This window comes from Streptomyces galbus, from assembly GCF_005280195.1.
Lineage (GTDB): Bacteria > Actinomycetota > Actinomycetes > Streptomycetales > Streptomycetaceae > Streptomyces > Streptomyces galbus.
On record NZ_SZPR01000012.1, the window covers coordinates 654524 to 679327 of the forward strand.

The window sequence follows — 24804 nt, forward strand, 5'->3', positions numbered from 1 at the left end:
GACCCACCCCGGGCCCGCGGCGCAGCAAGCCCGTCACCCGTCGCAGGAGAGGTCGACCGTGGGCACACCCGAGCGGGACGCGGACCCGCAGCACCCCGACGCACGACGGTCGCTGCTGGTGTGCGCCCTGCTGGGGGCCGCCGTCATGGCGGCCGTCGACGAGATCGTCTTCCACCAGATCCTGCACTGGCACCACTTCTACGACCGCTCCACGACCGCCGCGGGCCTGGTGTCGGACGGGCTGCTGCACACCGCCGAACTGCTCGCGCTGGTCGCCGGGTTCTTCCTGTTCGCCGATCTGCGACGGCGCCGCGCCCTGTCGCCGGCCCACGCGTGGAGCGGCCTGTTCCTCGGCCTGGGCGCCTTCCAGGTCTTCGACGGGCTCGTCGACCACAAGGTGCTGCGGGTGCACCAGATCCGCTACGGCGTCGACGTGACACCGTACGACTGGGCGTGGAACCTCGCCGGACTCGCCCTGCTGCTGGTCGGCGCGGTGCTGGTCGTCCGGGCCGGCCGGGCCGGTGCGCGGGGCGAGCGGCTCCCGTGACCGCCGGCGACGCGCCCTTCGGGCCGGCGGCGGTCCTCGCCTGCGCCCTGGCGTGCGCCGCGTACCTGTCGGGCGCGCTCCGGCTGCGGCGCCGGGGCGACGCCTGGCCGTGGCCGCGGGACTGCGCGTTCACAGCCGGTGCCGCGGTGCTCGCCTGGGGACTGTCCGGCGCGCTGCCGGGCGGGCCGTTCACCGGGCACGCGCTGCGGCACGTGTGCGTCGGGATGGCGGGCCCTGCGCTGCTCGTGGTCGCACGGCCGCTCACCCTGACGCTGCGGCTCCTGCCGCCGGGGGGCTTGCGACGCGGCCTGCTCAGGGTGGCGCACTCCCCGCCGGCCGCCTGGCTGCTGCTCCCGCCGGTCGCCGCCGCCGTGGACGTCGGCAGCCTGTGGGTGCTGTACCGGACGGGTCTGGCGGCCGCCGCCCACCACCACCCCTGGCTGGACGGCGCCCTGCACCTGCACATGGCAGCCGCGGGCCTGCTGTTCGGCGCCGCGATCTGCCAGCTCGACCCGGTACGGCGGCGCCGGAGCACGGCCCTGCGCGCGACCACCCTGCTCGTCGCCGGGACGGCCCACGCGGTGCTGGCCAAGACCCTGTACGCCACGGGCCCGCCCGGCACCGCCTTCACCGCCGCCGACCTGCGGGCCGGAGCACAGGTCATGTACTACGGCGGCGACGCCGTGGAGGTCGCCCTCGCGCTGGTGCTGGCCGTGGGCTGGTACACGGCAGCCGGCCGCCGCCTGCGACGCGCCGGAGGCGCCGTGCGCGGACGGGCGCGCCGGACGCCCCCCGCCTGCCCGGAGGCGGACGGGGGGCGCGCGACGGGCCGCCTCAGCCGCCCGTGGGCACCGGGGTACGGACGCCGGTGACCGCGAAACCGCTGCGGGGCCGTGTCGGGATGCGCCGCAGCGAGATGGTGAGGTCCTGGGCGGGCACCGTGTACTCCAGGCGGGCCAGGCGGACCGCCAGGGCCTCCAGCAGCCCGATGGTCAGTCCCTCGCCGGGGCAGCGGTGCCCGGTGCGCGGGTCGCCGCCGCCCTGCGGGATCAGCTCGTCGGCCCCCACCGGATGCTCCAGGAACCGCTGCGGACGGAACGTGTACGGGTCTTCCCACAGCTTCTCGTCGTGATTCTGCCCATAGACGTCCAGCAGGACGAGCCCGCCCTTCGGCAGGTGCGCGCCGTTCCAGGTCAGGTCGGTCACGGCCAGGCCGCCGAGGAACGGGGCGAACGGGTAGAAGCGCCGCACCTCGTGCACGAACGCGGCGGCGTACGCGGTGTCGCCGGCCCGCAGCCGCTCCCGGTGCTGCGGCCACCGGTGCAGCGCGTGCGCCGCGAACGCGACGAACCAGCTCACGGCGACGGTGGGCCGGATGACGTTGAGCAGCTCCACGGCCGCCGTCCCCGGTTCGAGCAGCTCGCCCGATGCCTCGCGGTGCCGGGCCACCCGGTCGAGCACGGAGTCCTCGCGAGCGGACACGGCGCCGGAGCGGACGTCCTCCACCAGCGCGGCCAGCCGCGCCTCCTGCCGGCCGCGGGCGCGCCGGGCCCGCCAGTGCCGCGGGCCGGCCGTGGCGAACCCGTCGACCAGCGCGACCAGATCGCGGGCCAGCGGCTCCGCCTCGTCGTCGCGCAGCGGCACCCCGGCCCAGCGGCACACGCCGCGGGTGAGCACCACGGCCGCCTCGTCGAAGAGGACGACGCCGGGTCGCCCGGTCCAGGAGGTCACCGCCTCGTCCCACGCCGCGGTGACCTCCTCCACCAGCCCGGCGATCCGCTCCACCTGCAGCAGGGGCAGGAACAGCGACTTGCGCGCCCGGTGCGCGTCCCCGTCCAGCGTGTGCACCGCGCCCTTGCCGAAGAGCGTGCCCCGCACCGGCTCCGGGAGGGCGCCGTGCCGGCGCACGTGCCGTTCGTCGTAGAAGAACCGCACCGCCTCGGGACCGCGCACGGCCAGCGCGGGACGGCCCATGAGACGGGTGCGGACCACCTGGTCCGGGCTCTCCCGCATGCGGTTGGGCAACCAGGCGTAGCCCTCGGCGAGCAGGGGCAGCGTGTGATCCGCCCAGGGGCGGCGGGGAGTCTGCATGCCCGCCGAGTGCCCCCCTCGCCTCACCGGACACACCCGCACCCCCGCGCCCACCGGACGCACGTCTCCACCCGCGCCCGTTTTGTACAGGGCGGGCGGGGAACCCAGGGGCGCATGAGCGCATCGGTACGTCGCCGCCGGATGAAGCAGAACCGCATGCTGTGGCTGTTGGACCGCCTGGAACGGCAGCCGCGCGCCGACCCGCTGATCGACACACTGCGGTCGGGCGTCCACAAGCTGCCGCTCGGCGCCGGCCGGGACCTGCTCCACGGCCGGTGGCTCGGGCACCCCGTCCACCCGCTGATGGTGCAGGTGCCCATCGGGAGCTGGCTGTCGGCGGCCGTCCTGGACGTGCGGCCCGGCCGCTCGCGCGAGGCGACCCTGCTGGTCGGCGTCGGCCTCGCCGCCGCGGCCCCCGCCGCCGCTGCGGGCGCCGTGGACTGGGCGGAGCTGCGCCCGGAGCAGGCCCGCGTGGGTCTGGTGCACGCGCTGGCCAACGTCGCGGGCGTCGGCCTGTACGCCGCCTCGCTCACCTGCCGGCTGCGGGGACGGGACGCCGCGGGCCGCACCCTCGGCTTCCTCGGCATGACCGCGGTGTCGCTCGGCGGCCTGCTGGGCGGTCACCTGGCCTACCGGCAGGCGTCCGGCGCCAACCACGCCGAAGAGGTCCCGCACGTCGTGCGCGAGGGCTGGCACCGGGTCGCGGCCGTGGCCGACCTTCCCGTGGGGCGCCCCGAACGCCGCCTCGTCGACGACGTGCCCGTCCTGCTGGTGCGGGAGGCGGGCGGGGCCGTCCACGCGCTGGCCGAGCGGTGCAGCCACCTCGCCGGGCCGCTGGCCGAGGGCACGGTGGCCGACGGCTGCGTCACCTGCCCCTGGCACGGGAGCGTCTTCCGCCTCTCCGACGGCTGGAACGTCCGCGGTCCGGCGACCGCCCCGCAGCCGGCCTTCGACACCCGGGAGGTCGACGGGCACGTCGAGATCCGCCTGCGCCGCGACGACCCGCGGTCGGCCGACGGGTGGCGGCCGCACTTCAAGGGCCGCGGCACCGGCGCGCACCGCGCACACGGCCGCTCCTCCTGACCTGACCCCCTGACGACCACGCGCCGAAGGCCCTGGCGGGCACTCCCGCCAGGGCCCTCTCGTCGTCGGCCGTCGGCCGTCGGTCGGTGCCGGGTGCTCAGCGCGGCTTGCCCCGGTGCCCCTCGGCGTCCACCGCGTCCCGACGGCCGCCGTGCTCCCCGTACTCGGCGTCCGCGATCTCCGGGTGGTGCAGGTCGAAGGCCGGCGACTCGGAGCGGATGCGCGGCAGCGCCGTGAAGTTGTGCCGGGGCGGCGGGCAGGAGGTGGCCCACTCCAGCGAACGGCCGTACCCCCACGGGTCGTCGACCTCGATCCGCTCCCCGTGCCGGGCGGTCTTCCAGACGTTGTACAGGAACGGCAGCGTGGACAGGCCCAGCAGGAACGCGCCGATGGAGGAGACCGTGTTGAGCGCGGTGAAGCCGTCGGCGGCCAGGTAGTCGGCGTACCGGCGCGGCATGCCCTCGGCGCCCAGCCAGTGCTGCACGAGGAACGTCGTGTGGAAGCCCACGAACAGCGTCCAGAAGTGGACCTTCTCCAGGCGCGGGTCCAGCATGGTGCCGGTCATCTTGGGCCACCAGAAGCTGAAGCCGCCGAACATGGCGAAGACGATGGTGCCGAACAGCACGTAGTGGAAGTGGGCGACGACGAAGTAGCTGTCGGTGACGTGGAAGTCCATCGGCGGGGACGCCAGCAGCACCCCGGTCAGCCCGCCGAACAGGAACGTGACGAGGAACCCGGACGCCCACAGCATGGGCGGTTCGAAGGACACGGACCCCTTCCACATGGTGCCGATCCAGTTGAAGAACTTCACCCCCGTCGGCACCGCGATCAGGAAGCTCAGCAGGGAGAAGAACGGCAGCAGCACGGCCTGCGTGGCGAACATGTGGTGGGCCCACACCATGACGGACAGCCCCGTGATGGTGATGGTGGCGCCGACCAGGCCCATGTAGCCGAAGATCGGCTTGCGGGAGAACACCGGGATGATCTCGGTGATCACCCCGAAGAACGGCAGGGCCAGGATGTACACCTCGGGGTGCCCGAAGAACCAGAACAGGTGCTGCCACAGGAGCGCGCCGCCGTTCTCGGGGTCGAAGACGTGCGCGCCGAACTTGCGGTCGGCCTCCAGCGCGAACAGGGCGGCGGCCAGCACCGGGAACGCGAGCAGCACCAGGACCGACGTGAGCAGCACGTTCCAGGTGAAGATCGGCATGCGGAACATGGTCATGCCGGGGGCGCGCATGCAGATGATCGTGGTGATGAAGTTGACGGCGCCGAGGATCGTCCCGAACCCCGCCAGCGCCAGCCCCATGATCCACAGGTCACCGCCGACGTACGCGGTGCGCTCCCCGCCGCTGAGCGGGGTGTACGCGGTCCAGCCGAAGTCGGCCGCGCCCTGCGGGGTGAGGAAACTGGCCAGCACGATCAGGCCGCCGAACAGGAACAGCCAGTACGAGAACATGTTCAGCCGCGGGAAGGCGACGTCCGGGGAGCCGATCTGCAACGGCATGACCGCGTTGGCGAACCCCGCGAACGTCGGTGTCGCGAACAGCAGCAGCATGATCGTGCCGTGCATGGTGAACGCCTGGTTGTACTGCTCCTGGGACAGGAACTGCAGCCCGGGCCGGGCGAGTTCGGCCCTGATCGCCATGGCGAGCAGCCCGCCGACCAGGAAGAAGGAGAACGACGTGATCAGGTAGAGGTGCCCGATCTTCTTGTGGTCGGTGGTGGTCAGCCAGCTGATGACGATGCGGCCCGGGCTGCCCCCGGGGCGCGCGGCCGCCGGTACCGGGGCGACCGGTTCAGTGTGTGTGGCCATCGGTGTCCTCACGCGGCGCGGCAGTGGTGGCCCGTGCGTATCCCGTACCGGGCATGTCAGTCCTCCCGCGCCGCGATCCGGTGGGTCACGTGGACCGGGACCGGCCCGCCCGGGAGCCACGGTAGGCGGCGTGGCGGACCGCGGCGAGCGCAGGGCCCGGTGCGAACCCGGGCGCGCTGTGCTCGTACGGGTCGAAGCCGAGGCTCTGCGTCCGCCCCAGCGGGAGCGCCGTGCGTACGGTCAGCACGGCGAACGTCCGCCACGCGCCGCGCGGTGTCTGCGCGCGGAGGTCGAAGACCAGCGGAGCGTGTCGCAGTGCCGCCCGCAGGCTCTCCGGGTCGCCGTGCGCCGCACCCGCACTGCGGCCGGTGCGGCGGGGGACGGCGGCCAGGAGGCCGAAGCGGTCGCCGATCCTGTAGGCCAGCAGGCTGCCGTAGGGCCCGCCGAGCGCGTCGGCGCGCGGGAGCGGCAGGTGACGGGTGAGGCGGCCGCGGCCGCAGCTGGTCAGCAGCAGGTCCACCGGCTCGTCCAGGGCGTCACCCTCTTGGACCCGCACGGCCAGCCCGAGCCCGTCCGGGAGCCGTACCGGCAGGCCGCCGGCCCGGGACAGACGCGCCGTCGCGGCGTACCGCGCCGGGGAGTCCAGCCACCGCACGCCCCAGGGCCCGCCTCCGTCGGCGACGACCTCCAGGTCGGCGGTGCAGGTCAGCCCGTGCGGGTGCAGTGCGGGGCCGCCGCGCCGGCGGGCCAGCGCCCGGAACCCGGCCGCGGCCGCGCCCGCCGCCCAGGCGCCCGTCGGACGCCGCGGCCGCCCCTGCCGGCGCAGGTGCTCGTGACGGATCGCACGGCTCATGGTGTCCCTCTCGTCGACCGTGCGACCGGGGTACCCTCCCCGCCGCCGCTCACCCGCCGGGCCCGCCGACCCGTCCGGGTGAGCCCCGCGTGCGTGGGGCCGCGGCCCGGGCGAGGGTGGGCGTCATGCCTCAGGTGGTCGTGCATCCCCCCGCAGCCGACGGCGGCCGTCGTGTCCGGGTCGGCGAGCACTTCGTCGGCATGGCCTACACGACGCTCGACGTCGTCGAATTCCTGCGCTCGGCCGGCCTGGAGGACGTGGAGCCGCGCGACGTCGCCGACGCCGAGTGGATCGAGTGGCGGGGCGGCGGCCCGGAGTCCTGGAACCGCTGAGCCCCCGTGGGCCCGGGCCCCGGTCACGGGCGCGTCAGAAGGCGTACCGGATGCGCAGCCACGGGGCGTGGGCCGCGACCAGCTCGCGCACGCGGCGCACGGCGTCGGCCTTGACCTGGTTGCGGTAGCGGACGTTCAGGGCGCCGTTCTCCGAGCGCTTGCCCTGCTGGAGGTCCGGCTGCCACAGCAGCTCCTCGGCGCGCGGGTGCCAGCCCAGGTTGACCTCGTGCAGCTCCCGGTTGTGCGTCAGCATGATGACCTCGGCGGCCGCCTGCCGCTTGACCCGCTCGGGGAGCACGTCGTCGAGCCGGCGCAGCAGCTCGGCCCAGTCCTCCTCCCAGCCGGGGCGCAGCACGACGGGGGAGAGGTTGAAGTGCACCTCGTACCCGGCGTCCAGGAAGTCGGCCGCGGCGGCGATCCGCTCGTCCACGGGGGAGGTGCGCAGGTCGAGCAGGCGGGAGTCCTGCGGCGGCATCAGGGAGAAGCGGATGCGGGTGCGGCCGCGCGGGTCCAGCGCGAGCAGGTCGGGGTTGACGAACTTGGTGGCGAAGGACGCCTTGGCGGTGGGCCACCGCCGGAAGGCCCGGACGAGGTCCGCGGTGTTGTCGCAGATCAGGGCGTCCACCGAGCAGTCGCCGTTCTCGCCGATGTCGTACACCCAGGCCGCCGGGTCGCACTGGTTCGGCTCGGGCTTGGGTCCCAGGCGCGCGAGGTGCCGGCCCAGGTGCCCGATGATCCGGTCGATGTTGGTGAACACGGTGATCGGGTTGGCGTAGCCCTTGCGGCGCGGCACGTAGCAGTACGCGCAGGCGAGGGCGCACCCGTTGGAGGGGCCGGGGGCGATCCAGTCCGCGGAGCGGCCGTTGGGCCGCGTGGCCAGGGACTTGCGCTCGCCCAGCACCAGCGTCTCGCCCTTGACGCGCACCCAGCGCTCGAGGTTGCCCTCGTTGCCGTACAGCCCCGGGATGCGCCAGTGCGAGTCGACCTCGACGACCTCCGCCTGCGGGAAGCGGGCGAGGACCGCGCGGCCGCGCGGCGACGCGGCGGCCGCCGGCTCGGCGTAGACGGTCCGCACGGGCAGCAGACGGCGGGCCGTGGCGCTGTCCCGGAACAGGGTGCCGTCCGTGGCCGCTGGCTGCGGGGACCGGCCGGCGCCGCTGTCGTCCGGGACGGGGTTCCCGAGGGCGTCCAGGTCGAACAGGGCGTCGGATCCGCTGTCCGGCCCCGCGGAGGGGTGCGGCATGTCTGCTCCGTCGAGGGGTGTGCGAGGGGCCGCGGCCGTCCGGCCCGGCGGGGTGCGCGCCCGGTCACCGGCGCGGGGCGCCGACCCGGTGCGATTTCCTCCACCGTACCCGCCGGCGCCCGGAAACCCGCACGGTGCGGATTTCGTCCAGGAACCTCCCGCCGCACCCGGATCTTGCTACAGGGCCCGCGCGACGAGCAGCGCCACGTCGTCGTGGTCGTCCGGGTGCCGCAGACCGTACAGCAGCAGGTCGCACGTCTCCTCCAGCGGCCGCCGCGGTTCGTCGAGGAAGCTCAGCATGACGTCCAGCCGGTCGTCGATCGAGTGCTGCCGGGTCTCCACGAGGCCGTCGGTGTACAGGACCAGCAGGTCGTCGCGTTCCAGTTCCACCGTCGTCGCCTCGAAGCCCACACCGCCCACCCCCAGCGGCGCCCCGGGCGGCAGCCGCAGCAGCCTGGGCGGGCGGCCGGGGCCGACCAGCGCGGGCGGCATGTGGCCGGCGTTGGCGATGCAGCACCGCCGGGTGTGCGGGTCGTACACCGCGTACAGGCACGTGACGATGTAGTGCTCCAGGTCGCAGGTGATGTGGTCCAGGTGCTCCAGGACGGCGCCCGGTTCGAGGTCGAGGTCGGCGTAGGCGCAGGTGGCGGTGCGCAGCCTGCCCATCGTGGCGGCGGCGTCGATGCCGTTGCCCATCACGTCGCCGACGACCAGCGCGGTCTTGTCGCCGGTGAGCGGGATGACGTCGTACCAGTCGCCACCGACCTCGCTGGTGGCCTGCGCGGGCTGGTAGCGGGAGGCCAGTTCCAGGCCGGTCCGGTGCTGGGCGTGCTCGGGCAGCAGGCTGCGCTGCAGGGTGAGCGCGGTGTTGCGGACGCTCTGGAACCAGCGGGCGTTGTCGATGGCGACGGCGGCCCGGCTGGCCAGCTCACCGGCCAGCACCACGTCGTCCTGGTCGAACGGCAGGGGATTGCGGGTGCGCTTCAGGTCCAGGGCGCCCAGCACCTCGCCGTGCGCGATCAGCGGCACCGCCAGGTAGGAGTGCACGCCCGCCCGGGCGAGCAGCCCGGACGCCTCCTCGTCGCGGGCGATGCGGGCCAGGTCCCGGTCGCCGACGTGCCGGACCAGTACCGGCCGGCCCGTGTGCACGCACAGCGTCACGAGCCGGTCCCCGTCGTAGGCGGCCAGGTCGCCGGGCGCGTCGGCGGCTTCCAGCGCGACCGTCGGGTGGGCCGCCGTCAGGGCGAGCGCCCGGAACAGCTCCGGACCGTTGTCCGGCCGGCGGGAGGTGCGGCACGCCAGGGCCGAGTCGAGGATGTCCACGGCGACCACGTCGGCGAGCTCGGCGGCGGCGATCTCGGCCAGCTCGTGCGCGGTCCGGTCGACCTCCAGCGTGGTGCCCACCCGTGTGGAGGCGTCCGCGATGAGGGCCAGCCGGCGCCGCGCCCGGTCCGCCTCGGCCGCCGCCCGGTGCCGCTCGGTGACGTCCACCACCGACGCGGCCGCGCCCAGCACCCGGCCCCCGGGGTCCTCCAGCCGGTAGAACGACAGCGACCAGGCCCGCTCCTGGTCGGGATCGGCGGCCGGCCGGCCCACGTGGTACTGGTCGAGCAGCGGGGTGCCGGTGGTGATCACCTGGCGCAGCGCGGACTCGATCGTGTCGATGTCGGGGAACCGCAGCGTCTCCCTCAGGTGACGGCCGACGTGGTCCTCGGCGGGGATGCCGTCGATGCGTTCCAGCGCCGGGTTGACCAGCAGGTAGCGCAGGTCCGGGTCCAGCAGGGCCAGCCCGATGGGGGACTGGTTGATCAGCCGCTCGCACAGGGCCAGGTCGGTCTCCACGCGCTGGAGCAGCGCGTGGTCGGCGGCGATGCCCAGCGCGTACATGTCCCCGAGGTCGTCCTGCAGCCGCATGTTGCGGAACTCCGTCAGCCGGGTGCTGCCGTCCTTGTGCCGGACGGGGAACGTCCCGGCCCAGCTCCGGCCGGTCTCCAGCACCTCCGCGAACAGGCTCACCACCGACTGCAGGTGCTCGGGGTGGACGAACAGCCGGGCCGCGTACGTGCCCAGCGCCTCCTGGGCGGTGTAGCCGAACAGCTCCTCCGCCTGCGGGGTCCAGAAGACGATCCGCCCCTCGCTGTCCAGCACGACCGCCGCGACGCTGAGGACGTCCAGCAGCCCCGTCGGCCGGGACGCGGCGAGGCCGCCGGGGCCGTCGCCGTACTCGAAGGATTCGGCTGCCATGGACGACCTCCCGCACCGGCTCGGGCCCGTGCCGCCCGCGTCCGTCGCGCCGCGCGCGGGCCGGGGCCGACCGCCGGTCCTTCCATGCTGCCCCCGCCGCCGCGCCCTGCCCAGTCAGGGACCAGGCGAACGGCGGGAAGGGGGCGGGAGCGGGGCGAACCGTGCGGATCGGACGGCCAGGCAGCAACATGGTCCTGTACCAGTCCTGCGAGGGACGGCGCCCATGGATGCTCCGCGACAAGGCTGCGACCCGCCGGCGTCCGCCGGACCGCACGAGTTCTTCGACGCGTCCAGCGACGCGGCGGCCGTGGTGGACACGGCCGGCGTCGTGCTGGGCTGGAGCCGGGCGGCCGAGGCACTCCTCGGCCGCCCGGCCGCCGAGGTCGTCGGCCGGCCCGCCGCGCACCTGCTCGACCCGCCCGCGGACCCGCTGCGCGCCGCGGGCGTCGCCGAGCGGTGCCGGGCCGGCATGGGCTGGAGCGGCTCGGCCGCCCTGCGCCACCGCGACGGCCGCCGGCTCGACGTCGACCTGCGTGTCTCGGCCTCGTTCGGCGTGGGCGGCGCGGAGTGCTTCCTGCTCTCGGCGCGGGAGCGGCGCGAGCGCTGGACGATGGACCGGTCCTTCCTGGACGGGTTCCTGACCCGCTCCCCGGTCGGCATGGCCGTCGTCGACCGGGACCTGCGCTTCGTCTGGCTCAACGACACCCTCGAACGCCTCGGCGGCGTGCCCCGCGAGCAGCGGCTGGGCCGGCGGCTCAGCGACCTGCTGCCCGGCCTCCAGGCCGAGACCCTGGAGGGCCTGATGCGCAAGGTCCTGGAGACGGGCGCACCGGTCACCGACTACGAGTACGGCGGCTGGAGCTGGGCCGACCCGCACCGGCGGCACGCCTATTCGACGTCGTTCTTCCCGCTCGTCGACGCCGACGACACCGTCACCGGCGTCTGCTACATGGTCCTGGACGTCACCGAGCGGTGGAACGCCCGCCAGTTGCTGTCCCTCGTCAACGAGGCCGGGACCCGCGTCGGCACCACCCTGGACGTGATGCGCACCGCCCAGGAGCTGGCCGACTTCGCGGTGCCCCGCTTCGCCGACTTCGTCGTCGTGGACCTCCTGGAACACGTCCTGAGCACCGAGGGGCACGGGACGTGGCTGACCGACGCCGGCCCGGCACCCACCCGGCCCGTGATGCGCCGGGCCGGCCTGCGCTCGATCCGCGAGGGCTGCCCGGAGGCCGTGGCGCGACTCGGGGAGACGGTGGACTTCCTCCCGCCGCCGCACGACGCGCGGCTGCTCATCGACGGCGAGCCGGTCCTCCTGCCGGTCCTCGACCCCGCCGACGAGCTCTGGGTCACCGAACAGCCCGAACGCGCGGAGCGGCTGCGGGCGTTCGGGCTGCACTCGCTGATCTGCGTGCCGATGCGCGCCCGCAACACCGTCCTCGGCCTGACCACCTTCATGCGGTCGCTCAACCCCGTCTCCTTCCAGCCCGACGACGTCCTGCCGGCCCGGGAGGTGGTGGCCCGGGCCGCGCTGTGCGTCGACAACGCCCGCCGCTACACCCGCGAGCACACCGCGGCCGTCACCCTCCAGCGCAGCCTCCTGCCGCAGGCCCTCCAGGGCGGCACCGCCCTGGAGGTGGCCTCCTCCTACCTCCCGGCCGACCCCCGCGGCGGCGTCGGCGGCGACTGGTTCGACGTGATCCCGCTGTCCGGGGCGCGCGTCGGCCTGGTCGTCGGGGACGTCGTCGGCCACGGCATCACGGCGGCGGCCACCATGGGCCGGCTGCGCACCGCGGTGCAGACCCTCGCCGACATGGAACTGCCCCCCGACGAACTGCTCGCCCACCTCGACGACCTGGTGCTCCGGCTGAGCGAGGAGATGACCGACGACGAGGCGGCCCGGCAGAGCACCGCCGCCTTCCTCGGCGCCACCTGCCTCTACGCCGTCTACGACCCCGTCAGCGGGTCCTGCACCATGGCCCGCGCCGGCCACCCGCCGCCGGTCGTGGTCGCCCCCGACGGACAGGTCTCCTTCCCCGAGCCCCCCGCGGGCCCCCCGCTGGGCCTGGGCGGCATGGCCTTCGAGGCCGCCACGATCGAACTGGCCGAGAACAGCCTGCTCGGCCTGTACACCGACGGCCTGGTCGAGGGCGGCGACCGCGACATGGAGCACGGCATGGCCCGCCTCGCCGAGGCCCTGTCCCGCCCGGAGCCCGACCTGCGGACCCTGTGCACGTCCGCGGTACGGCGGCTGCTGCCCGAGCCGCAGCCCGACGACGTCGCCCTGCTGCTCGCCCGCACCCACGTGCTGGGCGCCGACCAGGTCGTGTCCTGGGACGTGCCCGCCGACCCGGCCGCCGTCGCCGAGATGCGCGCCCTCGCGACCCGCCAGGTGGCGGACTGGGGCCTCGACGACCTGGTCATGACCACCGAGCTCATCGTCAGCGAACTGGTCACCAACGCCATCCGCTACGCCGAACCCCCCGTGCGGCTACGGCTGTTGCGCGACTCCCGCCTGACGTGCGAGGTCTCCGACGCGAGCAGCACCGCACCCCGCCTGCGGCACGCCCGCTCCACGGACGAGGGCGGCCGGGGCCTGTTCCTGGTGGCCCAGCTCGCCCACCGCTGGGGGGCGCGCTACACCGCCACCGGCAAAGTCATCTGGGCCGAGCAGGAGATCCCGTGAACGGCGCCCCGCGGGCCGGTCGTCGTCAGCCCGCCGCCCGCCGCACCAGTTCGGAGACGAGCGCCTCGTCCTCGGGGGTCAGGTCGGCGGTCAGCGCGAACGCGGTCGGCCACATCGCGCCGTCGTCGAGCCGGGCCGCGTCGTTGAAGCCGAGCGTGGAGTAGCGGGCCTTGAACTTCGCCGAGCACTGGAAGAAACAGACCACCTTGCCGTCCCTGGCGTACGCCGGCATCCCGTACCAGAGCTTCGGGGCGAGCTGCGGCGCGGCACCGGTGACCAGGGCGTGCACCCGCTCGGCCAGCGCACGGTCGCCGTCCTCCATCTCGGCGATCTTCGCCAGCACCTCCTTCTCCGCGTCCGCCTTCCCGGCCCCACGGCGCGCCCCCCTCGTCTCCCGTGCCCGCTCCTTCAGGGCGGCGCGCTCCTCGGCCGTGAACCCCGTCTCACCCATCGCACGTCTCCCGCTCGCCGGACCGTCCCCCGATGGGGTTGCCCCGAGCGTAGGGGGCGACGGCGGGCGCCGGCTTCTCCGAAACTGACGGGTCGGCCGGACGGGCGGCGGCGGGCGCACTTCCCGGGTGCTCGTTCGTTGTGAGGACGAGGGCGGCGGTGTGCGCGGCCGACCGGTCGTGGCCGGTGAGCAGAGAGGCAGCCCCGTGATGAACCACCAGACGGTGCGCGACGTGATGAGCAGCGCGGTCGTCCGGGTCCAGGCCGGTACGCCGTTCAAGGAGATCGCCCACCTGCTGCTGGAGTACGACATCACGGCGGTGCCGGTGGTGGACGCGGCGGACCGCCCCGTGGGCGTCGTCTCGGAGGCCGACCTGCTGCACAAGATGTGGGGCCGGCAGGAGGCGGCCGTGACCGGTGCCGGCGGCGCACCGCCACCCGCGAAGATGTCGGCCGTCGACGCCGCCGGCCTGATGACCTCCCCGCCGGTCTGCGCGTACGAGGACTGGAGCGTCGTCGACGCCGCCCGGGTCATGGCCCGGCACGGCGTGAAGCGGCTGCTCGTCGTCGACGAGGAGCAGCGGCTGATCGGCGTGGTCAGCCGCAGCGACCTGCTGCGCATCTTCCTGCGCACCGACCAAGCCATCCGCACCGAGATCGTCGAGGAGGTGCTGGTCAAGACGCTCGGCGAGGCGCCCTCGGCCGTGCAGGTGGACGTCACGAACGGCCAGGTGGTCCTCAGCGGCCGCCTCTCCCCGGGGGTGTCGGTGGCCGAGCTGGAGGAACTGTGCGGGGCCGTCGACGGCGTGGTGGCCGTGGAGTTCCGCCCGGTGCCGGACCCGGAGACGGACGGCGAGGTGCGCCCCTGAGCGCTCCACGGCGGCCGGTGCGGTCCACGTGGGTGAAGGGGGCTTTCGACCGGGGCGATCAGGGAACCCGTCGAGCCGAACACCGCACGATCAGACCAGGAGGCCGACGTGGGCGACGAGCAGCACGCTCAGCAGGACCCGACGACACAGCACCCCCAGCCGGACTTCGCCTCCCAGGAGCAGCCGCATCCGGGCTGGACCGGGCCCATGGACCCGCCGCCGGACCACGGTGAGGACTCCTACCGCGGCTCCGGCCGGCTGGAGGGCCGCAAGACGGTCATCACCGGCGGCGACTCCGGCATCGGCCGCGCCGTCGCGCTCGCCTTCGCCCGGGAGGGCGCCGACGTCCTGTTCACCCACCTCGACGAGGAGGCGGAGGACGCCCGCGAGACGACCCGCCTGGTGCAGGAGGCGGGACGCAAGGCCGTCGCCGTCTCCTGCGACATCCGCGAGGAGGCCAACTGCCGTGCCCTGATCGACCGGGCGGTCGAGGAGTTCGGGCACATCGACGTCCTGGTGAACAACGCGGCCTACCAGATGTCCCAGCCGGACGGCATCGAGGCCATCACCACCGAGCAGTTCGACCGCGTCCTGCGGACCAACCTGTACGGCATGTTCTGGCTCACCAAGTTCGCCCTGCCGCACATCCCCGAGGGCGGCAGCGTCATCAACACCACGTCGGTGCAGGCGTACAAGCCCAGCCCGCACCTGCTGGACTACGCGATGACCAAGGGCGCGATCGTGACCTTCACCCAGGGCATGGCCCAGATGGTCGCCGAGCGCGGCATCCGCGTCAACGCCGTGGCCCCCGGCCCCGTGTGGACGCCCCTGATCCCGGCGACCATGCCCGACACGTCCGAGTTCGGCAAGCAGAGCCCCCTCGGACGTCCGGCCCAGCCGGCCGAACTGGCCCCCGCCTACGTCTACCTCGCCTCGCAGGAGGCGAGCTTCGTCACGGCCGAGGTCCTCAACGCGACCGGCGGCACCCCCCTGCCGTAGCACCGGCACCCCGTGCCGTACACCGGCACTCCCCGCGGACGGCCCGCCGCCCCCGCCCCGCCACCCCTCGCCGGCCGACCGGACAGCAGCCGGCGAGCGGTGGTCGGCGGACGGGCGGCGGACGGCCGTCTCAGCGGTTGCGCAGCGCGCTGGTGGCGAAGAAGCCGGTCGCCCCGGCGGAGATGAGGGCGCAGAGGGCGAGCAGAGCGGTACGTCGCATCGTGGTGGTCCTTCCGACAGCGGTGGATGGTCGTGCCCAACGACACCTCAACGCCCGTCCCGCCCACCCCGCTTCTGTCCCGGCCCCGACCCCACTCGAACGGACGCGACCGGCCCGCGCGCGTCCACCGGACGGCCCCCGGTGTGATCCCCCTCCTTGCGCGCGGGACGCCGATGCGGTTCCCCTGTCGTCGAACGCTCTGCCGAAAAACCGTTATGCGGTGCTCCCTCAGGGATCTCCCCTACGACGGACAAGCACCATTCGGCGTCGACGACAGGGAAACGGCACATGAGGTCAGCGCAGACGAGCAGCACGGACACGGCGGCACTGGTGAACGCCGCGCGGACGGGCGACCAGGCGGCCCAGGACGCGCTCGTCGGCGCGTACCTCCCGCTCGTCTACAACATCGTGGGCCGGGCGCTCAACGGCTCGGTGGACGTCGACGACGTCGTCCAGGAGAGCATGCTCCGCGCCCTCGGCTCCCTGGACACCCTGCGCGCCCCCGAGAGCTTCCGCCCCTGGCTGGTGGCCATCGTGATGAACCAGGTGCGCGCCCACTGGCAGGGCCGCACCCCCGCCGCCGGGCCCGTGGAGGACGCCTGGGACGTCGCCGACCCGGGGGCCGACTTCGTCGACCTGACCATCGTGCGGCTGCAGCTGTCCGGCCAGCGGCAGGAGACGGCACGCGCCACGCGCTGGCTGGAGCCCACCGACCGGGCGCTGCTGTCGCTGTGGTGGCTGGAGACCGCCGGCGAACTCACCCGCGCCGAGGTGGCCGCGGCCCTCGAACTCACCCCGGAGCACACGGCGGTCCGCGTCCAGCGGATGAAGGCCCAGCTGGAGGCCGCACGAGTGGTCGTACGCGCCCTGGACGCCCAGCCCCCGTGCCCCGACCTGCACACCACGCTCGCCGGCTGGGACGGCCGTCCCTCCGCGCTGTGGCGCAAGCGCATCGCCCGGCACGCCCGCGGCTGCGCCCGCTGCTCGGGCCTGTGGAGCGGGCTGGTGCCCGCCGAGGGGCTGCTGGCGGGCCTCGCGCTGGTCGCCGCCTCGCCGCTGCTCCTGGAACGCGTCCGCACGGCCACGGACACCCTGGTGCCCGCCGGGTCCGTGGTGCCGCCGACCGGTGACCCAGAACCCCTGGTGTCCTCGCGGCCGGACGCCCACGCCGGCGCGGACCGGAACCTGACGCGCAGCGCGGCCCGGCGCAGACGCCGTACCCGACGACGGGCGGTCGGCGGAGCGGTCGTGGCGGCCTGCCTGGCGGGCGGCGGCCTGACCTACGTCCTGACCCAGCCGGGGGAGGGGACCGAGGAGCCGACCGCGGCGCGCGGCGCGGAGATATCCCCGGCGTCGCAGCCGCCCACCCCCGCCCCCGGCTCCGACGCCTCGGCGTCCCCCTCCCCGTCCGCCCGTCCCTCCCGCTCGGCCTCCCCGTCCCCCAGCGCGAGCCCCAGCCCGAGCGCCCGGACCACCCGTCCCACCCCCACCCCGGCCCGGCCGGTCACGCCGAAGAGCGCCGCCGCGAGCCCGCGCGCCGCGGCCCCGGCGGCCTCCTCGGACGTCGCCGGCCAGGTGCTCGCCCTGGTCAACCAGGAGCGCAGGACGGCGGGCTGCGCCCCGCTCACGCAGAACGACCGGCTGCGCGACGCCGCGCAGGCCCACTCCGACGACATGGCCGGGCGCGACTTCTTCGACCACGTGAACCCGGACGGCGCCGACCCCGGCCGCCGCATCACCGCCGCCGGGTACCGCTGGTCGACGTACGGCGAGAACATAGCCAAGGGACAGCAGACGGCCCGGTCGGTGATGACGTCGTGGATGAACAGCCCCGGCCACCGCGCCAACATCCTCAACTGCGCCTTCAAGAACCTCGGCGTGGGCGTCCACCAGGGCGACGGCGGCCCGTACTGGACCCAGGACTTCGGCACCAGGATGTGACCGCGCCTCCTCCCGTCAGCGTCCGGCGTCGTCGGGAGGGACGCGCGTGTCGCGCGCGGACTCGTCCGGCGCCACCAGGGTCCGGGTGAGCGGGATGCGGGACAGCGCCAGGACGCCGGCCGCGATCAGGACCACCCCGACCAGTTGGGGCAGCAGCCACCAGCCGGAGCGGACCTCCTCCTCGTACAGGGTGATGCCGAGGGCGAGGCTCACCGCCGCGTCGCCGAGGGTGAGCGCGGGCTGGGAGGCGACCAGCGGTCCGGCCTGCATGGCGTTCTCCAGCAGGAACAGCGCGCACACCCCGGCCGCGGCGAAGGCGTACGTCTCCCAGGCGGTGAAGAACGCGACGATCCCGTCCTCGTCGAGGGTGTGCGTGGACGCCTTCATCAGGGCCGCGGTCACCGCGTAGCAGATCGCGGTCGCCGCTCCGAGACAGGCGGCCCGTGCCCGCCCCTCGGGCCGTCGCAGCGCCGCCAGGGACAGGGCCACGACCGCGCCCAGGGACACGGCGAGCGCCAGGACCCAGCGGTGCGGGGCCACCTGGGTGAGGTTGCCGTGCGGGGAGGCCGCGGCGAGCGCGACCGCCAGACCGGCCACCACCGCCGTCACGGCCACCCAGCCGCGGGGCGGCAGGCGCCGGTGCAGCAGGACGGTGGCGATCATCAGGGCGAGCGGCAGCTCCAGCACGAACAACGGCTGCACGACGGTCAGCGGCCCGGTCGCCAGCGCCACGGCCTGGCAGACGGCAGCGCCGACCACCGCGAGCATGCCGCCCAGCCAGACGGGCCGCCGCAGCAGGTCGAACAGCAGCCCCACGCGCAGCCCCTGGGACCGCGGCACGGTCAGCGCGGCCTTGCGCTGCAGCACCGTCGCCAGGGCGTTGCTGAAGGCCGCCCCGAGGGCGAAGACCACGGAGAGCAGGGCCTGCACGGGGGCCACCTCCCGGTTCGGCGTACGGACGACGCCGGCTGGGTGCGGGACGCCGGCGGTGCCTCCTCCTGCCATGGTCTGGCGACGGGCCACGCGACGCGATCGGAGCGGCCGGGCCACCGCGTCGGGGCGGGTGGCCGGATCCCGCGCGGAATCCGTCCGGAATGTGGTGCGGTGAAGCGGCCCGGCGGGGGTACGGGCAGAGGAACGCGTGGCAATTGTGCTCGGAGGGGTGACGATGCGTTCGGTGACTCAGTTGCGACAGCTCAGGGCCGTGTACGCCGGCGGCGTGCTCGCCTGGACCCTCAGCCTGCTGCTGAGCACCGTCTGGGGTGAGGGGTCGGCGCGGCAGACGGTGGTCCTGCTCGTCCTGCTGGCCGCCTTCCTCGTCCTGCTGCTCTGGTCCACCTGGTGCCTGTGGGAGGCCACGGCACGCCGTACGGCCGAGAGCGCCGCGGGCGTCGCGGGCGTCGCGGCGAGCGCACCCGCCGAACGGCCGTAGGGTCCCGGCTTCCGGGGATCGCGCGGCCGGTGCGGGGTAGGCGCGTGGAGAACCGAGGGAGGAATGCCATGACGACGTACGTCATCTCGGTGCCCGGGACGTTCACGGGCGGGGCCGAGCCGGACACACGGACGGAGCTGGCCCGGGCGCTGCGCCCGGAGGACCCGCACCGCACCCACCTGGGGAACGAGGAAGACCTCGACGTCCTCACCGTGAACGACGACGACACCTTCACCCTGCGCCTGACCGTCGACGCGAGCAGCGGCCCCGAGGCCGAGCGTGAGGCCAAGCGCATCGCCGCCTCCGCGCTGAGCTCCGTGGGCCTGGACGCCTCCCGCGCCCCCCTGGGGCCGGCGGCGGTCACGGGCATCGACTCGGAGGGCTGACCCCGAGGCCCGGCGCCCTTCACTCACAGGGGTGAAGGGCGCCTCACTCACACGCGTGAAAGACGCCCGCCGTCCCGTGCCCGCCGCATGGACCGCACGCGCGCGGGGAGAACCGCCCTGTCCGAGGACGTTCCCGTCCAGCGAGGGGGCCACGGTGTGGCAGGTCGTCTTCACCGCCGATTTCGCGTCCGAGCACCAGTGGGTCGCGGGGCGCTCCTGGGCCTATCCGAACGGCGGCCCGACCAACCCGGGTGACAACAAGCTCGACCACCTGACCGACGCCCCCGACCACAGCCGCACCGGGACGTTCCGCGCCACGCGCCGCGCCGACGGCCTGTGGGACACCGGCCTGCTCACCACGGAGGGCAGCGCCGAAGGCTTCGAGGTCCGCACGGGGGACCGGCTGGAGGCCCGGGTGCGCCTGCCCGTCGGCCTCGGCGCCTGGCCGGCGATCTGGACCTGGCGCGACGGCGACAACGAGGTCGACCTGTTCGAGTACCACCCGGACAACCCCGACCTGCTCGAACTCACCAACCACGTGCGGCAGGCGGGCGAGTACGTCCGCGACGAGGAGGTCCGCCCCGGTGGCCTCGTCGACCTCGGCGTCACCTTCGGCCGGAGCGACGTGGTCTGGACGCTGAACGGCGCACCGGTCTTCTCCGACGGACGCGGCGTGGGACGCGACTGGCACGCCCACCTCATCGTCAATCTCTCGGTGTGCGCGGGCCGTTACCACCCGCCTCCCGACGCCTCCGCCACCGAGCTGTCGTACACGGTGGAGAGCCTGGTCGTGCGGCGGCCGCAGAAACGGCCGTCCGTCTGACGGAGACGCGGGAGCGGGACGGGACGGGGCCCCGGTGAGACTTCCGGGGTGTCAGCCGGCCACGGCCTCCACCGCGGCCAGGTCCTCGCCGGTCAGCTCGGCGATGCGGTACGGCGGCACGCCGGCGGCGACCGCGCGGGCCAGGAGCGCCTCACGGCCGTCCGCGCAGTCGCGGTAGGCCAGCAGCTCCTCCTCCAGCCGGGCCACGTCCTGCGGTGCCGTCTCGTGGCGCAGGCGGCTCAACTCCTCGTCCCCGAGGGGCACGGGCAGCCGCTCGGCGTCCTCCGGGAGCGCGGCCGTCTGCTCCGGGGGCAGCAGGCGCAGCTCGGGGGACGTCGGGGTGACCCCCTGGGCGTCGAGCCACGCGCGTACCGCGGGCGTGTCCATGAAGGCCAGCTCGCCGACCGCCGCCGGCGGCACGCCGAGCGTCGCGCCCGGACCGGTCAGCAGGGCGAGGTAGGCGTCATCGGTCATTCCTCGGTTCCTCACGGGAGAAGTTCTGGGCGGTCCAACGCCCTCCCTCTACCCGCAAACGGCCTGGTCCTGCATGACCCGGACGGGCGACCCCGCGTCCCGGCGCGGCGTCCGGGGCGGGTCCGGAAACTCGTAGGTCTGCTGCGGGGGATCGCGGGTAAGCGACTGGTGTGAACGGGGTAGCTGAGGCGACCGCAGTGGAACCTGCGCCCATGGGCGAGGACGACGCGGCGCCGTATGTGACGACGAAACAGACCACGTTGGTCCTGGAGGGCGACGGGAGCTGCATCGCGCAGTCCCGCCGTCTGGCCGCGGACTTCCTCGCCCGCATGCGGGACGAACACGGGGTGCCGGTCTCGCAGCGGGCCGTCGACGTGTCGCAGCTGGTGGTCAGCGAGCTGGTCACCAACGCCCGGAAGTACGCGCCGGGACCGGTCCTGCTGGACCTGCGGCTCGCCGGGGACACCGTCGAAATCATGGTGTGGGACTCCGAGCCGGTGCTCCCGGTGGCCAGAGCGGCCGACGTCGGACGCGTCGGGCAGCACGGCCTGGAGATCGTGATGGCGGTCGCCGAGGGGTTCGAGGCGCAGCGCGAGCCGGTCGGCAAGCGCATCACCGTGCGCATCGCGCTGGCGGACCGCTAGGCACCGCACGGATGAGCAAGCGCTCAGTAACATGGCCCCCACGTGCATCCTGCCGCGAGGAGGGCCAGCCATGCCGGTGTCGGACGCCGAGGCGTTCTACGAGCGTGCGGACGACGTCAGGTTCCTGCCCACCGGGTACACCCGGGGCCCCTGGGACGCCGACGCCCAGCACGCCGGACCGCCCGCCGCACTGCTCGGCCTGGCCGTCGCGCCGCGGCCGGACCTGCGGGTCGCACGGCTGACGTACGAGATCATGCGGCCGGTACCGCTGCGGCCGCTGAGCGTGTCCCGGAGGGTGCTGCGTTCCGGGCGCAGCGTCGAACTGGTGGAGGTCGCGCTGACCCCCGACGGCGGCGACGAGGTCATGCGGGCCACGGCCCTGTCGATGCGCGCCGTGCCCGGCTCGGTGCCGGACGTGTCCCCGGCCCCCGAGGTGCCCGGACCCGAGGACGCCTCCCCGGCCGGGTTCTTCCCGGTGCCGTGGGAGCAGGGCTACCACACCGCCATGGAGGTGCGCTTCGCCACCGGCTCCTTCCTGGAGACCGGCCCGGCCACCGCGTGGATGCGGATGCGCGTGCCCCTGGTCGCGGGGGAGGAGATCGCCCCGCTCAGCCGGGTGCTGACCGCGGCCGACTCCGGCAACGGCGTGAGCGCCGCACTCGACTTCCACCGCTACGTCTTCGTCAACGCCGACCTCACCGTGACCCTGCACCGCCACCCCGAGGGCGAGTGGGTGTGCCTGGACGCCCGGACGATGGTGGACGGCGGGGGCGTCGGCCTCGCCGAGTCCGCCCTGCACGACACCCGGGGCCCGCTCGGCCGCGGCACCCAGAGCCTGTACGTGGCCGAGCGCGGCTGAACGACCGTACGTGGTACGCCCCTCAGGCCCCGGCCCTCCTCAGGCGGCGTCCTCGGTGCGGGACTCGGTGGTCGCCGGGGTGCGGTCCGCCTGGTCGGACTGCTCGGCCGGCCGGTCCTGCCCGGTCCGCTGCTCGGGGGCGTCGGGGGTGGTGTAGAACACCGAGCGGCCCTGACGGGTGCGCTGCGCCTGGCCCTTGGCGACGAGCCCCTCCAGCGTGGTGCGCACCACGGTGGGCTTGACGGCACGGTCGGTGTGGGCGCGCCCGAGGGTGGCGGCGATCTCGGCCGCGGAGCGGGGCTCGGACTGCTCGGCGAGGTGTTCCCGGACCAGGTCGACCAGCGTCGGCCGGTCCGCGGGGGCGGCGGCCGGCTTCCGGTTCTTGGCGGGCGCCGAGCTCTTGGCGGGCGTGGCGGCGGGGGCCTTGGCCCGCTTGCCGGCCGTGGACGCGCTGGACGCGGGGGACTTGGTGGCCTGGTCCGTGGTGGACGCCGTCGACGCGGGGGACTTGGCGGTCTTGCCCGCGGCGGACTTGGTCGTCGCGCTCGCCTTGGTCGTCCTGGCCGCCGTGGAAGAAGCCGTGGCGGACGGGGACTTGGTGTTCTTGGTGCGGTCGGCGGCGGCCGACGCCTTCTTGGCCCGCGGCTTCTTCGCGGTCTCCGCCGCGGCGGACGCCTTCGTGCGGGGCGCGGGCACCGCGGGCGTGGCGGTCGGTCCGGCGGGGGCGGACGGGGCGAGGCCGAGGGCCTGCTGCAGGTTCACGAGCACGGTGTGGTCGTGCTGGAGCGTGGTCAACTGCTCCTGCAGCGCGGCGATCTCGGCGCTGAGGCGGGCCTGTTCCTCGACGTTGCGCTCGAGGTCGGTGGTCACCTGCGACGCGTACTGGGATGCCAGTTCGGTGGTGGCCGTGGTGTTCTCGGACATGGCGCTGACCTCTCCGCGGCCTCGGCCGGCAGTGTCCGCCCGGACCGCTGAAAACTCGGTGAGTCGACGAGGCGTTGAGTGTCTCGTGGCTGTCGTTGCGGCGGAGGGCGACCTGACGGGTGCCGTGTGCCGTGGGAAGCGATAGTACGCATCGGCGGAGCAGTTGGTTCCCTTTCGGGCGTCCCGACCTCGCAAGAAGCGCAGGCGGACGCACCAACTCGCTGGACAGCACGGCAAGTTGTGGAGGGAGAGGCGAGTTACTTGTCCTTCTTCACCCGGGTGACGTCCTGGGCCTGCCCGGACCCGTCCTGCTGGCCGGGCGGCGTGTCCGGGGACTGCGACGTGCTGGGCGTGGACTCGCTGGGCGTGGAGGTGTCGGGGGTCCCGGTGGCCGGGGCGTGCGTCGTGCCGCGCGTGGCGCCCCGGCCGGGGGGTGTCGGCGGCTTGTCCTTGCCCTTGTCCTTGCCGTGGGACGCGGCGCCGGTGGCGTGGTCGTTGCTCGGACGGGCGCCGGGGACGCGGGCCCCCTCGTCGAGGCGGGCGTCACGCAGCCGTGTGCTGGAGGAGCCCGAGGAGCCCGTGGAGCGGAAGGAGCCGGAGGTGCCGGAGGAGTCGGCGGCGGGAGCGGCGTCGCTCGGCTCGGCGCGGCCCGTCCCGGTCCTGGCCTCCGGTGTGGCCGGGGCGTTGGTCCCGGCGGCGGAACGGCCGTCCGTGTGGGACGCGCGGTCACCGGACGTCTGGTCCGAGGAACCCGCGGTGACGGCGAGCGTGGCGGCCATGACGGTGGCGACCGCGGCGGTTCCGCCGACGGTCAGCAGCCGCCGTCGCGTGCGCCCGGACGTGGTCACCCCCGCGGGTGTCGAGGCCCCGGCCGCGAGCGCCGCCACGGCGGCTCCCGCGGCCGGCGGACCGTCGTGGTGGGTGGGCTGGGGGTCGGACCCCGCCGTGCCGCGGGGGACCACGCTCGTCAGGCCGGCCGCAGCCGGGGCGGCCACGGGGCCGAGGGTGTCGGCCAGGCCGGCCAGTCGCCGGGCGCAGGCATGGGCCGACGGGCGGTCGCGCTCGTCCAGGCAGGTCATCTCCCGTATCAGGGAAGCCAGTTCGTCCGGCAGGTCGGCGGGGAGCACCGGCTCGCGGTGCAGGCGCGCGATCGCCGACTCCAGCGGGACCCCGTCGTACTCCAGGCGGCTGGTGAGGCACTCGAGGAGGACCAGTCCGAGGGCGTAGACGTCGGCCGCCGGGCCCACCTGGCGCCCGAGGACCTGCTCGGGGGCGAGGTAGGCGGCGGTGCCGATGAGCGCTCCGGTCGCCGTGCGGGACGTGGAGTCGAGGAGCCGGGAGATGCCGAAGTCGGTGAGGTGGGGCCGGCCGGAGGGGTCCAGGATGATGTTCGACGGCTTGACGTCGCGGTGCACGATCCCGGCGGCGTGGGCGTGGTCCAGCGCCTCGGCGAGACCGGCGCCGAGGATCACGGTCTCGGCGGGGGAGAGGGGGCCGGCGGCGATGCGGTCCTTGAGCGTGGGACCTTCTATCAGCTGCATGACCAGGAAGGCGGTGCCCTGGTGGCGTCCCGCGTCGTAGACGGTGACCAGGCCGGGGTGGTGCAGCCGCGCCAGGATGAGCGCCTCGTTGTGGAACCGCTCCTCCATGTCGACGTCGGTGCCGGTGCGGAAGATCTTGACGGCCACCGGCCGCTTCAGCCGGTCGTCGAAACCGCGGTGGACGTCGGCGGCCCCGCCCGAGCCGATGAGCGCGTCCAGGCGATACCGCCCCGCCAGCACTCGCTCGGAACTCCAGGCGGACTGGCGGAGCCTCATGTCATCTCCTACTGCGTCGCAGGGGGGCGTCGGACGGCGCCCAAGGGGAGGGGGGCGTTCCTCCACGCGTA

At 74.6% G+C, this 24804-nt stretch carries 23 protein-coding genes; 13 read left to right on the forward strand and 10 right to left on the reverse strand.

Going from position 1 to position 24804, the window contains the following annotated elements; genetic code table 11:
• The first annotated feature begins 145 nt into the window (after positions 1 to 145).
• Both E4U92_RS15980 and E4U92_RS15985 read left to right on the forward strand, forming a co-directional pair.
• Positions 146 to 547 carry a DUF2243 domain-containing protein gene (locus E4U92_RS15980; RefSeq protein WP_137301145.1) on the forward strand — a complete coding sequence of 134 codons (402 nt, stop codon included), beginning with the start codon at positions 146 to 148 and terminating at the stop codon, positions 545 to 547.
• Positions 544 to 1419 (forward strand): cytochrome c oxidase assembly protein, encoded by an 876-nt coding sequence (locus E4U92_RS15985; protein WP_137301026.1) that lies wholly within the window; start codon positions 544 to 546, stop codon positions 1417 to 1419. Before E4U92_RS15980 ends, E4U92_RS15985 begins: the two co-directional genes overlap by 4 nt.
• Here the strand turns inward: E4U92_RS15985 and E4U92_RS15990 are convergent.
• Positions 1382 to 2638 carry a cytochrome P450 gene (locus E4U92_RS15990; protein WP_137301027.1) on the reverse strand — a complete coding sequence of 419 codons (1257 nt, stop codon included), beginning with the start codon at positions 2636 to 2638 and terminating at the stop codon, positions 1382 to 1384. The genes E4U92_RS15985 and E4U92_RS15990 overlap by 38 nt on opposite strands.
• A gap of 141 nt (positions 2639 to 2779) precedes the next feature.
• Here E4U92_RS15990 and E4U92_RS15995 point away from each other — a divergent pair, with 141 nt between their 5' ends.
• Positions 2780 to 3721, forward strand: a complete 942-nt coding sequence (locus E4U92_RS15995) for a Rieske (2Fe-2S) protein (RefSeq protein ID WP_137301146.1) — start codon at positions 2780 to 2782, stop codon at positions 3719 to 3721.
• A gap of 97 nt (positions 3722 to 3818) precedes the next feature.
• Here the strand turns inward: E4U92_RS15995 and ctaD are convergent, their stop codons facing one another.
• Together ctaD and E4U92_RS16005 are read right to left on the reverse strand one after the other, a co-directional pair.
• Positions 3819 to 5537, reverse strand: coding sequence for an aa3-type cytochrome oxidase subunit I (ctaD, locus tag E4U92_RS16000; protein ID WP_137301028.1), 1719 nt, complete (start codon positions 5535 to 5537; stop codon positions 3819 to 3821).
• An 85-nt stretch (positions 5538 to 5622) separates the two neighbouring features.
• Entirely contained in the window at positions 5623 to 6390 is a 768-nt protein-coding gene (locus E4U92_RS16005; RefSeq protein WP_137301029.1) for a catalase family protein, read from the reverse strand.
• A gap of 125 nt (positions 6391 to 6515) precedes the next feature.
• On the opposite strand from E4U92_RS16005, the gene E4U92_RS16010 reads away from it, so the two are divergent.
• A complete protein-coding gene (locus E4U92_RS16010) occupies positions 6516 to 6722 on the forward strand; it encodes a hypothetical protein (protein WP_137301030.1) in 207 nt (68 codons plus the stop codon).
• Between the two features lie 34 nt (positions 6723 to 6756).
• Here the strand turns inward: E4U92_RS16010 and E4U92_RS16015 are convergent, their stop codons facing one another.
• Together E4U92_RS16015 and E4U92_RS16020 are read right to left on the reverse strand one after the other, a co-directional pair.
• A complete protein-coding gene (locus tag E4U92_RS16015) occupies positions 6757 to 7965 on the reverse strand; it encodes a spore photoproduct lyase family protein (RefSeq protein ID WP_137301031.1) in 1209 nt (402 codons plus the stop codon).
• A 177-nt stretch (positions 7966 to 8142) separates the two neighbouring features.
• Positions 8143 to 10209: a SpoIIE family protein phosphatase gene (locus E4U92_RS16020; RefSeq protein ID WP_137301032.1), complete on the reverse strand. Its 2067-nt coding sequence runs from the start codon at positions 10207 to 10209 to the stop codon at positions 8143 to 8145.
• A 223-nt stretch (positions 10210 to 10432) separates the two neighbouring features.
• Between E4U92_RS16020 and E4U92_RS16025 the strand changes: the two genes are divergently transcribed.
• Positions 10433 to 12895, forward strand: a complete 2463-nt coding sequence (locus E4U92_RS16025; protein ID WP_137301033.1) for a SpoIIE family protein phosphatase — start codon at positions 10433 to 10435, stop codon at positions 12893 to 12895.
• A 25-nt stretch (positions 12896 to 12920) separates the two neighbouring features.
• On the opposite strand, the gene E4U92_RS16030 is transcribed toward E4U92_RS16025, so the two are convergent.
• Positions 12921 to 13346, reverse strand: a complete 426-nt coding sequence (locus E4U92_RS16030; protein WP_137301034.1) for an iron chaperone — start codon at positions 13344 to 13346, stop codon at positions 12921 to 12923.
• Positions 13347 to 13554: 208 nt separating this feature from the next.
• Between E4U92_RS16030 and E4U92_RS16035 the strand changes: the two genes are divergently transcribed.
• From E4U92_RS16035 to E4U92_RS16045, 3 genes are all read left to right on the forward strand, one after another.
• Entirely contained in the window at positions 13555 to 14214 is a 660-nt protein-coding gene (locus E4U92_RS16035; RefSeq protein WP_137301035.1) for a CBS domain-containing protein, read from the forward strand.
• Between the two features lie 108 nt (positions 14215 to 14322).
• Positions 14323 to 15213 (forward strand): SDR family oxidoreductase, encoded by an 891-nt coding sequence (locus E4U92_RS16040; protein WP_137301036.1) that lies wholly within the window; start codon positions 14323 to 14325, stop codon positions 15211 to 15213.
• Positions 15214 to 15721: 508 nt separating this feature from the next.
• Positions 15722 to 17374 carry a sigma-70 family RNA polymerase sigma factor gene (locus tag E4U92_RS16045; RefSeq protein WP_137301037.1) on the forward strand — a complete coding sequence of 551 codons (1653 nt, stop codon included), beginning with the start codon at positions 15722 to 15724 and terminating at the stop codon, positions 17372 to 17374.
• A gap of 15 nt (positions 17375 to 17389) precedes the next feature.
• Here E4U92_RS16045 and E4U92_RS16050 read toward each other — a convergent pair whose 3' ends face one another.
• Positions 17390 to 18304 (reverse strand): DMT family transporter, encoded by a 915-nt coding sequence (locus E4U92_RS16050; protein ID WP_137301038.1) that lies wholly within the window; start codon positions 18302 to 18304, stop codon positions 17390 to 17392.
• Between the two features lie 247 nt (positions 18305 to 18551).
• Here E4U92_RS16050 and E4U92_RS16055 point away from each other — a divergent pair, with 247 nt between their 5' ends.
• From E4U92_RS16055 to E4U92_RS16065, 3 genes are all read left to right on the forward strand, one after another.
• Positions 18552 to 18806 (forward strand): hypothetical protein, encoded by a 255-nt coding sequence (locus E4U92_RS16055; RefSeq protein WP_137301039.1) that lies wholly within the window; start codon positions 18552 to 18554, stop codon positions 18804 to 18806.
• Positions 18807 to 18874: 68 nt separating this feature from the next.
• Positions 18875 to 19192 (forward strand): hypothetical protein, encoded by a 318-nt coding sequence (locus E4U92_RS16060; protein ID WP_137301040.1) that lies wholly within the window; start codon positions 18875 to 18877, stop codon positions 19190 to 19192.
• 154 nt (positions 19193 to 19346) lie between these two features.
• Positions 19347 to 20015 carry a LamG domain-containing protein gene (locus E4U92_RS16065; protein ID WP_137301041.1) on the forward strand — a complete coding sequence of 223 codons (669 nt, stop codon included), beginning with the start codon at positions 19347 to 19349 and terminating at the stop codon, positions 20013 to 20015.
• 51 nt (positions 20016 to 20066) lie between these two features.
• On the opposite strand, the gene E4U92_RS16070 is transcribed toward E4U92_RS16065, so the two are convergent.
• Positions 20067 to 20489: a DUF6003 family protein gene (locus E4U92_RS16070; protein ID WP_137301042.1), complete on the reverse strand. Its 423-nt coding sequence runs from the start codon at positions 20487 to 20489 to the stop codon at positions 20067 to 20069.
• A 212-nt stretch (positions 20490 to 20701) separates the two neighbouring features.
• Here E4U92_RS16070 and E4U92_RS16075 point away from each other — a divergent pair, with 212 nt between their 5' ends.
• Together E4U92_RS16075 and E4U92_RS16080 are read left to right on the forward strand one after the other, a co-directional pair.
• Entirely contained in the window at positions 20702 to 21133 is a 432-nt protein-coding gene (locus E4U92_RS16075; RefSeq protein WP_137301043.1) for an ATP-binding protein, read from the forward strand.
• A gap of 70 nt (positions 21134 to 21203) precedes the next feature.
• On the forward strand, positions 21204 to 21992 hold the full coding sequence (locus tag E4U92_RS16080) for a thioesterase family protein (RefSeq protein ID WP_174863877.1): 789 nt from the start codon (positions 21204 to 21206) through the stop codon (positions 21990 to 21992).
• Positions 21993 to 22031: 39 nt separating this feature from the next.
• On the opposite strand, the gene E4U92_RS16085 is transcribed toward E4U92_RS16080, so the two are convergent.
• On the reverse strand, positions 22032 to 22916 hold the full coding sequence (locus E4U92_RS16085) for a hypothetical protein (protein WP_137301044.1): 885 nt from the start codon (positions 22914 to 22916) through the stop codon (positions 22032 to 22034).
• Between the two features lie 257 nt (positions 22917 to 23173).
• Positions 23174 to 24733 carry a serine/threonine-protein kinase gene (locus tag E4U92_RS16090; protein WP_137301045.1) on the reverse strand — a complete coding sequence of 520 codons (1560 nt, stop codon included), beginning with the start codon at positions 24731 to 24733 and terminating at the stop codon, positions 23174 to 23176.
• Positions 24734 to 24804 lie beyond the last annotated feature (71 nt).

Bases quoted from the DNA above. Each gene is read 5' to 3' on its own strand.
- E4U92_RS16015 (WP_137301031.1), bottom strand. From the start codon at position 7,965: ATGCCGCACCCCTCCGCGGGGCCGGACAGCGGATCCGACGCCCTGTTC.
- E4U92_RS16085 (WP_137301044.1), bottom strand. From the start codon at position 22,916: ATGTCCGAGAACACCACGGCCACCACCGAACTGGCATCCCAGTACGCG.
- E4U92_RS16020 (WP_137301032.1), bottom strand. From the start codon at position 10,209: ATGGCAGCCGAATCCTTCGAGTACGGCGACGGCCCCGGCGGCCTCGCC.
- E4U92_RS16060 (WP_137301040.1), top strand. From the start codon at position 18,875: ATGACGACGTACGTCATCTCGGTGCCCGGGACGTTCACGGGCGGGGCC.
- E4U92_RS16005 (WP_137301029.1), bottom strand. From the start codon at position 6,390: ATGAGCCGTGCGATCCGTCACGAGCACCTGCGCCGGCAGGGGCGGCCG.
- E4U92_RS16025 (WP_137301033.1), top strand. From the start codon at position 10,433: ATGGATGCTCCGCGACAAGGCTGCGACCCGCCGGCGTCCGCCGGACCG.
- E4U92_RS15995 (WP_137301146.1), top strand. From the start codon at position 2,780: ATGAAGCAGAACCGCATGCTGTGGCTGTTGGACCGCCTGGAACGGCAG.
- E4U92_RS16080 (WP_174863877.1), top strand. From the start codon at position 21,204: ATGCCGGTGTCGGACGCCGAGGCGTTCTACGAGCGTGCGGACGACGTC.
- E4U92_RS16035 (WP_137301035.1), top strand. From the start codon at position 13,555: ATGAACCACCAGACGGTGCGCGACGTGATGAGCAGCGCGGTCGTCCGG.
- E4U92_RS16010 (WP_137301030.1), top strand. From the start codon at position 6,516: ATGCCTCAGGTGGTCGTGCATCCCCCCGCAGCCGACGGCGGCCGTCGT.
- E4U92_RS15990 (WP_137301027.1), bottom strand. From the start codon at position 2,638: ATGCAGACTCCCCGCCGCCCCTGGGCGGATCACACGCTGCCCCTGCTC.
- E4U92_RS16075 (WP_137301043.1), top strand. From the start codon at position 20,702: ATGGGCGAGGACGACGCGGCGCCGTATGTGACGACGAAACAGACCACG.
- E4U92_RS16070 (WP_137301042.1), bottom strand. From the start codon at position 20,489: ATGACCGATGACGCCTACCTCGCCCTGCTGACCGGTCCGGGCGCGACG.
- E4U92_RS16030 (WP_137301034.1), bottom strand. From the start codon at position 13,346: ATGGGTGAGACGGGGTTCACGGCCGAGGAGCGCGCCGCCCTGAAGGAG.
- E4U92_RS15980 (WP_137301145.1), top strand. From the start codon at position 146: ATGGCGGCCGTCGACGAGATCGTCTTCCACCAGATCCTGCACTGGCAC.
- ctaD (WP_137301028.1), bottom strand. From the start codon at position 5,537: ATGGCCACACACACTGAACCGGTCGCCCCGGTACCGGCGGCCGCGCGC.
- E4U92_RS16090 (WP_137301045.1), bottom strand. From the start codon at position 24,733: ATGAGGCTCCGCCAGTCCGCCTGGAGTTCCGAGCGAGTGCTGGCGGGG.
- E4U92_RS16045 (WP_137301037.1), top strand. From the start codon at position 15,722: ATGAGGTCAGCGCAGACGAGCAGCACGGACACGGCGGCACTGGTGAAC.